Source organism: Rhizobium sp. SJZ105, from assembly GCF_007828365.1.
Taxonomy (GTDB): domain Bacteria; phylum Pseudomonadota; class Alphaproteobacteria; order Rhizobiales; family Rhizobiaceae; genus Agrobacterium; species Agrobacterium tumefaciens.
Genome location: NZ_VIUP01000001.1, coordinates 1769061 through 1782273, shown reverse-complemented (window position 1 = coordinate 1782273; position 13213 = coordinate 1769061). Strand labels below are relative to the sequence as shown.

At 58.9% G+C, this 13213-nt stretch carries 11 protein-coding genes; 10 read left to right on the top strand and 1 reads right to left on the bottom strand.

Going from position 1 to position 13213, the window contains the following annotated elements; all coding sequences use genetic code 11:
* Positions 1-295: 295 nt before the first annotated feature.
* The 10 genes from polA (at position 296) to FB593_RS08970 (ending at position 11987) form a co-directional block, all read left to right on the top strand.
* Positions 296-3283, top strand: a complete 2988-nt coding sequence (gene polA, locus FB593_RS09020; protein ID WP_145166474.1) for a DNA polymerase I — start codon at positions 296-298, stop codon at positions 3281-3283.
* A gap of 85 nt (positions 3284-3368) precedes the next feature.
* Complete coding sequence (locus tag FB593_RS09015; protein WP_145166473.1) at positions 3369-4088, top strand: DUF1868 domain-containing protein; 720 nt, start codon at positions 3369-3371, stop codon at positions 4086-4088.
* Between the two features lie 193 nt (positions 4089-4281).
* Positions 4282-4467 (top strand): 50S ribosomal protein L32, encoded by a 186-nt coding sequence (rpmF, locus tag FB593_RS09010; protein WP_003514347.1) that lies wholly within the window; start codon positions 4282-4284, stop codon positions 4465-4467.
* 134 nt (positions 4468-4601) lie between these two features.
* A complete protein-coding gene (locus tag FB593_RS09005) occupies positions 4602-6455 on the top strand; it encodes a sensor histidine kinase (RefSeq protein ID WP_083211587.1) in 1854 nt (617 codons plus the stop codon).
* Positions 6452-7798 (top strand): sigma-54-dependent transcriptional regulator, encoded by a 1347-nt coding sequence (locus tag FB593_RS09000; protein ID WP_038489372.1) that lies wholly within the window; start codon positions 6452-6454, stop codon positions 7796-7798. Before FB593_RS09005 ends, FB593_RS09000 begins: the two co-directional genes overlap by 4 nt.
* 197 nt (positions 7799-7995) lie before the next feature.
* A complete protein-coding gene (locus FB593_RS08990; protein ID WP_145166472.1) occupies positions 7996-8979 on the top strand; it encodes a tripartite tricarboxylate transporter substrate-binding protein in 984 nt (327 codons plus the stop codon).
* Between the two features lie 100 nt (positions 8980-9079).
* Positions 9080-9541 (top strand): tripartite tricarboxylate transporter TctB family protein, encoded by a 462-nt coding sequence (locus FB593_RS08985; RefSeq protein ID WP_003514354.1) that lies wholly within the window; start codon positions 9080-9082, stop codon positions 9539-9541.
* Between the two features lie 9 nt (positions 9542-9550).
* On the top strand, positions 9551-11056 hold the full coding sequence (locus FB593_RS08980) for a tripartite tricarboxylate transporter permease (RefSeq protein WP_003514356.1): 1506 nt from the start codon (positions 9551-9553) through the stop codon (positions 11054-11056).
* 153 nt (positions 11057-11209) lie between these two features.
* On the top strand, positions 11210-11422 hold the full coding sequence (locus FB593_RS08975) for a SlyX family protein (protein WP_013635242.1): 213 nt from the start codon (positions 11210-11212) through the stop codon (positions 11420-11422).
* A gap of 13 nt (positions 11423-11435) precedes the next feature.
* The gene (locus FB593_RS08970; protein WP_145166471.1) at positions 11436-11987 is read left to right on the top strand and encodes a DUF924 family protein; all 552 of its coding nucleotides are present in this window, start codon (positions 11436-11438) and stop codon (positions 11985-11987) included.
* Between the two features lie 68 nt (positions 11988-12055).
* Here FB593_RS08970 and dnaJ read toward each other — a convergent pair whose 3' ends face one another.
* Positions 12056-13189 (bottom strand): molecular chaperone DnaJ, encoded by a 1134-nt coding sequence (dnaJ, locus tag FB593_RS08965; protein WP_003514371.1) that lies wholly within the window; start codon positions 13187-13189, stop codon positions 12056-12058.
* Between the last annotated feature and the right edge of the window lie 24 nt (positions 13190-13213).

Sequence of the window (13213 nt, the reverse complement as noted above, 5' to 3'; positions counted from 1 at the left end):
GAGGGGACGGCCATGGCGGTCATATAAGAGGACAAAGGCCCGGAGAGGGGGGAAAGGCCTTTGTCCGGTCTGATGCGGCGGGGGACGAGCCTACAATCAGACTACGGCGTGATCAGGCGCCGTCCCCTAAGAAATGTGTGTGCAAATGCGGCTTTTCAAGGGAAAATCTATTACAAATTCGTAAGGTTCACGCGAATTTCGCCGGTGCCTCCAGCCGCTTAGCCCCGTGCGCTTTGCGGTGCGTTGTTTGAACTTTCTGTGGACGTCAAAACGGCCCCGCGCTATCCATATCGCCATGAAAAAAGGCGATCATCTCTTCCTCGTTGACGGCTCCGGTTTCATTTTCCGGGCGTTCCATGCCATTCCCCCGCTGAACCGCAAGTCGGATGGGCTGCCGGTCAACGCCGTTTCCGGCTTCTGCAACATGTTGTGGAAGCTCCTGAAGGATGCGCGCAATACTGATGTCGGCGTCACGCCCACGCATTTTGCCGTGATTTTCGACTATTCGTCGAAAACCTTCCGCAACGAGCTGTACGATCTATACAAGGCCAACCGCACCGCACCGCCGGAAGATCTGGTGCCGCAGTTTGGCCTGATCCGCGAGGCGACACGGGCCTTCAACCTTCCCTGCATCGAGACGGAAGGCTTCGAGGCGGATGACATCATCGCCACTTACGCCCGTCAGGCGGAGGCGATTGGCGCCGATGTCACCATCATTTCTTCCGACAAGGATCTGATGCAGCTCGTCACGGCCAATGTGCATATGTACGACGCCATGAAGGACAAGCAGATCGGCGTTCCCGATGTCGTCGAAAAATGGGGTGTAGCCCCGGAAAAGATGATCGACCTTCAGGCGATGACCGGCGATTCCACCGATAATGTTCCGGGTATTCCTGGTATCGGGCCGAAAACGGCCGCGCAATTGCTGGAAGAATACGGCGATCTCGACACGCTGCTGGCGCGGGCAGGAGAAATCAAGCAGCAGAAACGCCGCGAGAATATCATCGCCAATGCCGATCTTGCCCGCCTTTCCAGACAGCTTGTGGCGCTCAGAACCGATGTGCCGCTGGAGCAGTCTCTGGAAGAACTGGTGCTCGAACCGCAGAACGGGCCGAAACTCATCGCTTTCCTCAAGGCGATGGAGTTCACGACGCTGACGCGCCGGGTAGCTGAAGCCACCGATAGCGATGCCTCGGCCATCGAAGCCGCCAATGTGCCGGTGCAATGGGGCACTGATGCCCATGGACCAGACCTCGATGCCACGCCTGCAGTTACCGCAGCTGATGACAAGACCGCTGCGCCAGCGTCAACCACCGCTCCGGCACGGAAGGTGACAGGGGAGGGCAGTGCGCCCACCGATCTCGCCACGGCACGGCAGACGGTTTTCTCCGCCGCCAAGATCGACACGACCGCCTATACGACGATCAGGGATTTGGCGGAGCTGGATCGTTGGGTTGCCGCTGCCCGCGAAACAGGTGTCGTCGCCTTCGACACGGAAACGACCTCGCTCGACCCCATGCAGGCGGAACTCGTCGGTTTCTCGCTGGCGATTGCCGATAACGGCAAGGATGCCTCAGGCACCGATATCCGCGCTGCCTATGTGCCATTGACGCACAAGACCGGCTCCGGTGGCGATCTTTTCAGCGATGGCATCAGGCTTGCTGAAGGACAGGTGCCGTTTGCCGAGGCGCTGGCACGTTTAAAGGATCTTCTTGAGGACGAAGCCGTTCTGAAAATCGCGCAGAACCTCAAATATGACTACCTGCTGATGAAGCGCCACGGCGTCGTCATGCAGAGTTTCGACGATACCATGCTGATTTCCTACGTTCTTGAGGCGGGAAAAACCACGCATGGCATGGATACGCTTTCCGAACGCTGGCTCGGCCACACGCCGATCGCCTACAAGGACGTGGCGGGATCGGGCAAGTCGAGCATCACCTTCGATTTCGTCGATATTGACAAGGCGACCGCTTACGCCGCCGAAGACGCGGATGTCACCCTGCGGCTGTGGATGGTGCTGAAGCCCCGGCTTGCCGCAGAGCGGCTGACCAGTGTGTATGAGCGGCTGGAGCGCCCTCTGGTGCCTGTACTGGCGCATATGGAGGAGCGTGGCATCACCGTGGACCGACAGATTCTGTCGCGTCTCTCCGGTGAACTCGCCCAGAAGGCGGCTGCTTTCGAAGAGGAAGTCTACCAACTGGCAGGCGAGCGTTTCAACATCGGATCGCCGAAGCAGCTCGGCGATATCCTGTTCGGCCGGATGGGCCTGCCTGGCGGCTCCAAGACCAAGACGGGCCAATGGTCCACATCGGCGCAGGTTCTCGAAGATCTGGCGGCGGAAGGTGCCGAATTACCGCGAAAGATCGTCGACTGGCGGCAGCTGACCAAGCTGAAATCGACCTATACGGATGCGCTTCCCGGATATGTCCATCCGCAGACGAAACGGGTTCACACGTCCTACGCGCTGGCCTCCACCACCACGGGGCGCCTGTCGTCCTCGGAGCCGAACCTTCAGAACATTCCGGTGCGCACGGCGGAAGGTCGCAAGATCCGCACGGCCTTCATCTCCACCCCCGGACACAAGCTTCTTTCCGCCGATTACAGCCAGATCGAGCTACGTGTGCTTGCCCATGTCGCCGACATTCCGCAGCTTCGCAGCGCATTCGAAAACGGCATCGACATTCATGCGATGACCGCATCGGAAATGTTCGGGGTGCCGGTGGAAGGCATGCCGTCTGAAGTGCGCCGACGTGCCAAGGCCATCAACTTCGGCATCATCTACGGTATTTCCGCTTTCGGCCTTGCCAACCAGCTCAGCATCGCGCGCTCCGAAGCGGGCGAATATATCAAGAAATATTTCGAGCGTTTTCCTGGCATTCGCGATTACATGGAAGCGACCAAGGCTTTCGCCCGCGAGAACGGCTATGTCGAGACGATTTTCGGCCGCCGCGCGCATTATCCGGAAATCCGCTCCTCCAACCCTTCCATGAAGGCCTTCAACGAGCGTGCAGCCATCAACGCACCAATCCAGGGGTCTGCAGCCGATATCATCCGCCGTGCGATGGTCCGTATCGAGCCGGTGCTGGAGGCGGAGAAGCTTTCCGCCCGCATGCTGCTGCAGGTACATGACGAACTCATCTTCGAAGTCGAGGAAGGGGAAATCGAAAAGACCCTGCCCATCGTCGTCTCGGTGATGGAAAATGCAGCCATGCCGGCTATTTCCATGAGGGTTCCGCTCAAGGTGGATGCCCGCGCGGCCGACAACTGGGACGAGGCGCATTGACGGGAATTGACCGGCCATTGACCGATTGGTGTCATTGGTTTGTTGCGTGCGCAGATTAGGGGAAACGTCTCAAAAGGAGTTCCCCATGCACGCCCCGCTCGTTTCAAAAGATCTGGAATCTTTTTCCGCTGCCAGCCACGATCAGCCGCCGCGCCATTTGGGTCGCCGCTATAATACGGATGGTGAATTCCTGCTCGAGCCGGGCAATACCGTGGTCTGCCATCTCGTTGAAGGGTCGAAAACCGAAAGCGCGATCATCGGGACACGCCAGCGTCTTCTGGATATGCCCGAGGCATCGCAGCTGGCCTGCACACCGGTTTCCAGCCTGCATATGACGGTATTTCAGGGCATTATCGAATATCGCCGTGCATTTCCCTACTGGCCGGAAGACATGCGACTCGATACTCCGATCGACACGATGACGGAGTATTATTGCGATCGTCTGGCGGATTTTCCGGGCCTGCCTGGTTTCAATATGCAGGTGACTGGTCTCAAGCCGACGGGGCTGGTGCTGAAGGGTGCCAGCGCCGAAGACGACCGGATCATTGCGCTGTGGCGGGATAGCTTTGCCGAAGCTTTCGGTTATCGGCATCCCGATCACGACACCTATCAATTCCATATTACGCTGGCTTATGTCACGCGCTGGTTCGATCCGGAGTGCCTGCCGCGATGGCAGGCGATGCTGGATGAAGAGCTGGAAAAACTGCGTGCGGCAGCGCCGATAATCGAGATGCGCGCGCCAGCTTTTTGTGAATTCAGGGACATGAACCACTTTAGGGAACTCGTGGTTTTTGATAGGAAGTGAAGCATGATTTGCAAAGGCCTGCCGCCCGCTCGTCGCAGCAAACCGGCTTAATCGGAAAAAATGCGCGTCAGGGCTGGTCAAAGCCCGTTTGGGCATGTATAAGAGCGCCAAATTTCCGATATCGAGACACCCGACATTCGGCCTTTGGTTATGGCCGGTTACGTTGTTTCGCCGCTAAAGTGGAGTAACAAAAATGGCTGTACCAAAAAGAAAAACAAGCCCGTCCAAGCGCGGCATGCGCCGCTCGGCTGACGGTCTCAAGGCTTCGACCTACGTTGAAGACAAGAACTCCGGCGAACTGCGCCGTCCGCACCATATCGATCTGAAGACCGGTATGTATCGCGGTCGTCAGGTTCTGACGCCGAAGGAAAGCGCATAAGCTTTCTGAAATAATCTTTACGGAAAACCGGCCCTCGTGGCCGGTTTTTTGTTTTCAGGTCGTTTAGCTGCTTTTTTCGGTTACTTGGAAAATCCGATCACTCCTCCTACACTCTGTTCGGGAGAGCAGGTCTGATGCCTGCAACGGGGAGGGGCGCTTCGGTGAAATATCGCTGGATTTTATTGACGCTGCTCAGCCTCGGCCTCGGTTACGGCGCCGTGACCAAGGGCAGCGGCATCATTGCGGAAAGCTATTTCGGCGAAGTCTCCGATCAGGGCCGCACCACCCTCAGGCTGGCCGTCTCGGCTCTTGGCGGGCTTTTGAGCCGTTTCGAGCCGCTGCCCGCCCTGATCGCCGATCACGACGACATTGAGGAGCTTGTCGCGCATCCACAGGATGAGGCGATGCGCCAGCGCGCCAATATCTATCTCAAATCCATCAATACATTGCTGGAATCCTCTGACATCTACATCATCACGCTGGACGGAGTGACCATCGCCGCCAGTAACTATGATGGACCCACGAGCTTCGTCGGTGAGAATTTCAGCTACCGTCCCTATTTTCAGGATGCCGCCAAGGGCTTCCCGTCGCGTTTCTTTGCGCTAGGCACCACCTCCCACAAGCGCGGTTATTATTTTTCCGCGCCTATTCTCTTCAACGAGGAGATCAAGGGCGTCATCGTCTTCAAGGTCGATATTGAAGGCATAGAGGCGTCGTTCGGCGATGGTGAAAACCGCATTCTCGTATCGGACCCGGAAGGCATCATCTTTATGACCGGAACGCCGCAGTGGCTTTATTCCGGCCTGATGCCGCTGACACCGGAAAGGCTTGCGCGCACGGCGGCATCCCGGCGTTACGCCAATGCCGACCTGAAGGAACTGCCGCTGAAAAACGGCAATTTCGGCTCTCATCAGTTGATGACGATCAGCCAGAACGACGGTGACAGGGAATATCTCGTCTTGTCGCAGCCGATGCCCGACGCGGGCTGGACGGTCAGCGTGCTGATGGATACCGGCTCACTCAGGACGCAGGTCAAGACGGCGATGATCGCGATCATCCTCTGCCTGTGTCTTGCGGCTGCCGTGGTCGCCGCCATGCTGCAAAGACGGCGGCGCCTGCGCGAACGCCTGACCCACCAGGCCGAAGCTCAGGCGGAGCTGGAGCGGCGGGTGGAGGAGCGCACAGCCGATCTCGCGCGGGTGAACCGTGAGATCGAACACGAAATCGCCGAGCGCCGCCAGACGGAGAAACAATTGCGCAAGATGCAGAATGACCTGGTTCAGGCGGGCAAGCTTGCAGCGCTCGGGCAAATGTCGGCAGCACTTTCGCACGAGTTCAACCAGCCGCTCGCAGCCGCCAAGAATTATGCGGAAAACGCCTCTCTTCTCGTGGAACGTGGACGTCTGGAAGAGGTGACGGAAAACCTCAGGCGTATTTCGGGCCTTATCGATCGCATGGCTTCTATCAGCAGGCATCTGAGAAATTTTGCCCGCAAACCCAATGAGAAAATGGCTGCGGTCGCGCTGGATGCCGTCCTTCGCGATACGCTGGAAATTGTTGGAGCACGGCTGAAGGCCGCCGATGCGGTGCTGGATGTTGATCTTGGTCCGGTGCCGCTTGCGGTGAAGGCCGGGCCGGTGCGGCTGCAGCAGGTGCTGGTCAACATCATCTCCAATGCCGCCGATGCGGTGGAAGGGCGCGAGGATCGTCGCATCGCTTTGAAAGCCGTGCTGCACGGTCAGACGGTTTCGATTTTCATTCGTGACCGAGGTCCGGGCGTTCCTCCGGCGATTTCGGAGCGCATCTTCGATCCCTTCTTCACCACCAAGGGCGTGGGCCGTGGCCTTGGTCTCGGCCTTTCCATCACCTACAACATCATCAAGGATTTTGGCGGCCAGCTGCGTGTCAGAAACCATGAAGACGGCGGCGCGGAATTCGAGATCGAATTACCGGCAGCAGCCTATCGTGTGGAGGTGGCGGCGGAATGACCATGTCGCGGGTTCTGTTGATTGATGACGAGGAGGAACTGCGCTTTTCCACCGCGCAGGCGCTGGAACTTTCCGGTTTTGCGGTCACCATGCTGGCGAGCGCCGAACATGCGCTTGAACTCATCGGCTACAGCTTCGATGGCGTCGTGGTCAGCGATATCAGGATGCCCGGCATGGATGGCATGACGCTGCTGCAGAAGGTGCGGGAGCTTGACCCGGAAATACCTGTCATCCTGATGACGGGCCATGGCGATGTGCAGCTTGCCGTCAATGCCATGCGCAACGGTGCTTATGACTTCATCGAAAAGCCCTTCACCCCCCAATATCTCGCCGGCATCATAAAAAGAGCCAACGACCGGCGGGCACTGGTACTGGAAAACCGCCGCCTGAAGGCGGTGGCGGGCAAGCATGACGATCTCGAAACGCGTCTGCCCGGCAGAACCCAGGTCATGGTCGATCTGCGTTACCGCATTCGCGCCATCGGTGCGACGGATGCCGATACGCTCATTGTCGGCGATACCGGTGCGGGCAAGGAAGTGGTGGCGCGCGCACTTCACGATATCAGCGCCAGAGCCAACCGGCCCTTTGTCGCCATCAATTGTGCCGCCCTTCCGCAAACGCTGATCGAAAGCGAGCTGTTCGGCCACGAGGCTGGCGCTTTTCCCGGCGCGCTGCGCCCGCGCTACGGCAAGTTCGAGCATGCCCGCGGCGGCACCATATTGCTGGACGAGATCGGCTCCATGCCCTTTGAATTGCAGGGCCGGTTCCTGCGCGTGTTGCAGGAACGGGTGATCACCCGTCTCGGCTCCAATGAAACAGTCGAGCTCGACGTCCGCTTTATCGCCACCAGCAAGGTCGATCTGGAGCAGGAAGTCGCGGCAGGGCGGTTCCGTGCCGATCTTCTATACCGCCTGAACGTGGCGACGCTTCTCGTGCCGTCCCTCTCGCAGCGCAGTGCCGACATACCGCTGCTTTTCCTGCATCTGGTGCGGGAGGCTGCTGCCCGTTACGGTCGGGAAGATATGGACGTTCCGCAGCATCTGCTCTCAGTCATTTCCCTGCGTGAATGGCCGGGCAATGTCCGGGAATTGCGCAATGCGGCGGACCGTTTCGTTCTCGGTCTGGAAAGCGATGTCTCCGAAACCTCGCTGCCATTTGAGGGCGATGGCAAGGCGGCGCTTGCCGCAAGGGTCGCCGCTTATGAAAAAAGCCTTATTGCGCGCGCGATTGCCGCCCACGGCGGAAATCTGAAATCCGTCTATGAGAGCCTCGGCATTTCACGCAAAACGCTTTACGAAAAAATGCAGAAATACGAGCTGCACCGGCACATGACCGAGGTGTGATGGGTGGATTTCCACCCATGGATGAGCCCGTATGGGTAGAAATCCACCCATTGCTGCCCATGATGGCGATAAAAGCGCGCCTTGCCGCAAGACCGCCGTTGCTGAACGGCAATCCCGGATCGCAAATGGCTCACCCCGGTCGCCATGGAGGAGCATGCGCGGCTGAAGTGGCGAACATTTTCATCCGGGAGGAATCGATGAAAATACTGAAGACAGTTACCGGCCTTGCTGCCGCCGCTGCCGTTTCCCTTTTTGCGCTTTCTGCATCCGCTCAGAACTACCCCGAGCGCAACATCACCATGGTCGTGCCCTTTGCCGCCGGCGGCCCGACAGATACGGTCGCGCGTCTTGTCGCTGAATCCATGTCGAAGGATCTCGGCCAGCAGATCATCGTCGAAAATGTCGGCGGCGCTGGTGGCACGCTGGGCGCTGGCCGCGTGGCGGCGTCGGATCCAGACGGTTACACCGTTCTGCTGCATCACATCGGCATGGCGACGAGCGCCACGCTTTATCGCAAGCTCGCCTATGATACCCTGAACGCTTTCGAATATATCGGTCTGGTCACGGAAGTGCCGATGACCATTCTGTCGCGCAAGACGCTCGAGACCAAGGATCTCAAGGGTCTGATCGACTACGCCAAGGCGAACAAGGACAAGGTCACCGTTGCCAATGCCGGCATCGGTGCTGCTTCGCATCTTTGCGGCATGTTGTTCATGAGCGCGATCGAGACACCGTTGGTCACTGTTCCCTACAAGGGCACAGGCCCGGCAATGACTGACCTGCTCGGCGGACAGGTCGATATCATGTGCGACCAGACCACCAACACCACCAAGCAAATCCAGGGCGGGACCGTTAAAGCCTATGCCGTAACCTCGGCCAAACGGCTCGACGTGCTGCCGGACGTACCGACAGTTGCCGAATCGGGCCTGCCGAAGCTTGAGGTGGGTATCTGGCACGGTATCTACACGCCGAAGGGTACACCGGCCGAGATCAACGAAAAGCTCTCCAAGTCGCTGCAGGTCGCGCTGAAGGACAAGAACGTAGCGGCCCGTTTTGCCGAACTCGGCACCACGCCTTCCCCGGAAGCCGATGCGACGCCCGCAGCGCTCAAGACTAAGCTTGAAAGCGAAATCGCCCGCTGGAAGCCTGTGATCGAGGGCGCCGGCCAATATGCCGACTGATGGTTGAAGCAATTGCCGGCGGCACCCTGCCGCCGGCTTCTTGCCGTCAATTTAACGCGCGGAACGGTGTGTAGCCGGCCGCAGTGGAGGGGCATCTTTCATGAAGTCGTTTTTCATTGACCCTGCCGAGGCAGCCTGTGGGGCAATTTTCATCGGTTTTGGCGCTTTTTTCGCGTTGCAGTCTTTCGGGCTGGATATCGGAACCGCCTTCCGCATGGGGCCGGGTTATTTTCCGCTTGTTCTGGCAATCGTGCTGATCCTGCTTGGTGGGGTAATATTCATTCGCGCCACCCGCGTGCAGGGCGATGCCCTCGGTGCAATCGCCTGGCGGGGGATTTTTTTCATCCTGCCCGCGCCGATCTTTTTCGGTTTCACGGTCCGGGGGCTTGGTTTCGTACCGGCGCTTTTTTTCAGCGCCCTTATCGCAGCCTTCGCCTCGCACAAGATGAGCCCGCTCATGGCCGTCATTATTTCCGCCGCCATCACGGTCTTTTCCGTTGCTGTGTTCAATTATGGTCTCGGCCTGCCATTCCAGCGCTTCGGCCCCTGGCTTAAATTTTGAGGTGCCGCAATGGAATTGCTTGATAATCTTGCTCTCGGTTTCGTCACGGCCACGTCGCTGGCAAACCTGTTTTTCTGCCTGATTGGCGTGCTGCTCGGCACGCTGATTGGCGTGCTGCCGGGCATCGGCGCAACCGCAACCATCGCCATGCTGTTGCCGATCACCTTTCAGCTTGAGCCCGTCTCATCGCTCATCATGCTCGCAGGCATCTATTACGGCGCGCAATATGGCGGCTCCACCACGGCGATTCTCATCAACATGCCGGGGGAATCCTCATCCGCCGTTACCGCCATTGACGGCTACCAGATGGCGCGCAAGGGCAAGGCGGGTGCCGCACTTGCGATTGCCGCGATCGGCTCGTTTTTCGCCGGCACGGTTTCCACCTTTCTCGTGGCAGTCTTTGCGCCGCCTTTGACGGCGATTGCGCTGGAATTCGGCGCGGCGGAATATTTCTCGCTGATGGTCGTCGGCCTCGTCTCATCCATCGCGCTTGCCCATGGTTCCATCGTCAAGGCGCTGGCCATGGTCGTGCTTGGCCTGCTGCTTGGTCTGGTCGGTACGGATATCTACAGCGGCGCGCCGCGCTTCACTCTCGGCATCCGTGAATATGCCGATGGGCTGAATTTCGTTGCGGTGGCCGTGGGCGTATTCGGTATCGCCGAAATCCTGCGCAATCTCGAAAACGAGCGCACGCGCTCGGTGCTGATCGCCAAGGTCAGCAGCCTGATGCCGTCAAAGGAAGACTTCAAGGCCATGGTCGGCCCGGTGCTGCGCGGTACGGTCATCGGTTCGGCACTGGGCATCCTGCCCGGCGGCGGTGCAATTCTCGCTGCCTTCGCATCCTACACCGTCGAGAAACGCGTCTCCAAGCATCCTGAGGAGTTTGGACACGGTGCGGTCGCCGGTGTTGCCGGTCCGGAATCCGCCAATAATGCCGGTGCCCAGACCTCGTTCATCCCGCTTCTGACGCTCGGCATTCCCGCAAACCCGGTGATGGCGCTGATGATCGGTGCGATGATCATTCAGGGCATCGTGCCCGGTCCGAACGTTGCGACCGAGCAGCCGGCGCTGTTCTGGGGCATCATCGCCTCGATGTGGATTGGCAATCTGATGCTCGTCATCCTCAACCTGCCCCTGATCGGGCTTTGGGTGAAGCTGCTGACGGTGCCTTATTACGTGCTTTTCCCCATCATCATGGCCTTCTGCGCCATCGGGGTTTACAGCGTTAATTCCAACGTCTTCGATCTCTACGCCGTCGCCTTCTTCGGCTTCATTGGTTATGTGCTCGTGAAGCTGCGCTGCGAGCCGGCGCCGCTGCTGCTGGGCTTCGTGCTTGGGCCGCTGCTGGAGGAAAACCTGCGACGCGCCATGATCCTGTCACGTGGCGATCCGACGACCTTCGTCAGCCGACCGATCAGCGCTACCCTGCTGTTTATTGCTCTGGCCGTGCTGATCATCGTCTTCCTGCCCAGCGTGAAGAAAAAGCGCGAAGAGGTTTTCGTAGAAGAAGATTGAGCAGGTCTCGAAATATTCGGAACGCCGGTGATGGAAATGTCGCCGGCGTTTCTGCGTTGATGGGATCGCTGTGAGGAATCTGGTTCACCGAAGCGGCATATGGTTGACTTGAAGCTTTTTAGGGCCAAGGAAGGGTGGGAAAGAGAGGTCGATATGACGTCGGAAACCGAAAAACGGATCATTGCGCTTGAGGAAACGATCGCGCATCAGGCCAAGACTATAGAGGAACTGTCCGACCAGCTGACGGAACAGTGGAAGGTGGTGGAACAGACCCGCGCCAAGCTCGACCGGTTGACGGAAAGGTTCCTGAGCCTCGAGGAGCAGTCGCTGGACGCGCCCGCAATTACCCGGCCGCCGCATTATTGATGAGGAAGACCCCATGACGAGCGATACAGCCGCACTTGCCGCCGAAATTGTGGATTTCTGGAAGAAGGCAGGACCGGACAAATGGTTCGACAAGGACGCCGCCTTCGACGATCACTTTCATGACCGTTTCCGCGATGCCCATTTTGCCGCTGCAAGGCGCGAATTGGATGGCTGGCTGGACGGTGCGGAAAGCAGCCTCGCGCTGATGCTTCTGCTGGATCAGTTCCCGCGTAACTGCTTTCGCGAGACAGCGCATATGTATGCGACCGATCCGCTGGCACGCATGTTCGCCAGCGAGGCCATCCGTCGCGGCCACGATCAGGCGGTGACCGAGGATTTGCGGGTCTTTTTCTATCTGCCCTTTTCCCATTCGGAAAGCATCGAGGATCAGGAGCGTGCCTGCACGCTCAACCGGCCGCTTGGCGGGCTTTATCTCCACCATGCCGAAGAGCATCGCGATATCGTCGCGCGTTTTGGCCGCTTTCCGCATCGCAACGACATATTGCTGCGGGAAACGACGCCGGAGGAACGGCAATATCTTGATGCGGGCGGTTTTACTGGCTGATATCAACGAAAAACGCCGCCAGTCCCGAAAGACGGCGGCGCTTTTTTTTGGTGGGTAACGGCCGCAGATCAGCCGTCGAAGAATTCCTTCATCCGGGCAAAGAAGCCGGTCGATTCCGGATTATTCTCCTGGGACGAGAGTTGCTCGAACTCCTGCAACAGCTCGCGCTGGCGCTTGCTGAGCTTTTGCGGTGTCTCGATCTGGATCTGGATGTAGAGATCGCCAGTCTGCGCCGAACGCAGCACCGGCATGCCCTTACCCTTCAGGCGGAACTGCTTGCCTGGCTGGGTGCCTTCCGGAACCGTGACGCGAGACTTCGTGCCGTCGAGCGTCGTCACATCGAAGGTGCCGCCAAGAGCGGCCGTCGTCATGGAGATCGGCACGGTGCAATAGAGATCGGCGCCGTCGCGCTGGAAGAACTCATGGGGACGCACGGACAGGAAGATGTAGAGATCACCCGCCGGGCCGCCACGCATACCGGCTTCGCCTTCGCCCTGCAGGCGAATGCGGGTGCCATCCTCGATACCCGAGGGAATGTTGACCGAAAGCGAACGCTCTTCCGTCACGCGGCCCTGGCCGTGGCACTTGCTGCACGGATCGGAAATCGTCTGTCCGCGCCCGTGGCAGGTGGGGCAGGTGCGTTCTACCGAGAAGAAGCCCTGGGCTGCGCGCACGCGACCGGAACCCTGACAGGTGCCGCAGGTTTTGGGTTGCGTGCCGGGTTTTGCGCCGGAACCGGAACAGACATCGCAGGTTATCGAGGTTGGAACCCTGATCTGCGCCGTCTTGCCGGCAAAGGCTTCTTCCAGCGTGATTTCCATGTTGTAGCGAAGGTCGGCGCCGCGCTCGCGACCGCCGGAAGAGCGGCGTGCGCGTCCGCCGCCCATCATCTCGCCGAAGATGTCTTCGAAGATATCCGAGAAGCCGCCATTGGCGAAACCGCCGCCGCCCATACCACCGCCGCCCATGCCGCCATTTTCAAAGGCGGCGTGGCCAAAACGGTCATAGGCCGCGCGTTTTTGCGGGTCCTTCAGCGTTTCATAGGCTTCGTTGATTTCCTTGAACTTCCGTTCGGAATCAGCATCATCCGGGTTCTTGTCCGGATGGTATTTCATCGCGAGTTTGCGGAAGGCGCTTTTCAGCTCTTTTTCGTCCGCGGTCTTGCTGACGCCGAGTGTTTCGTAAAAGTCTGCTTTCGCCATTAAGATAACAAGCCTCGCAAATGG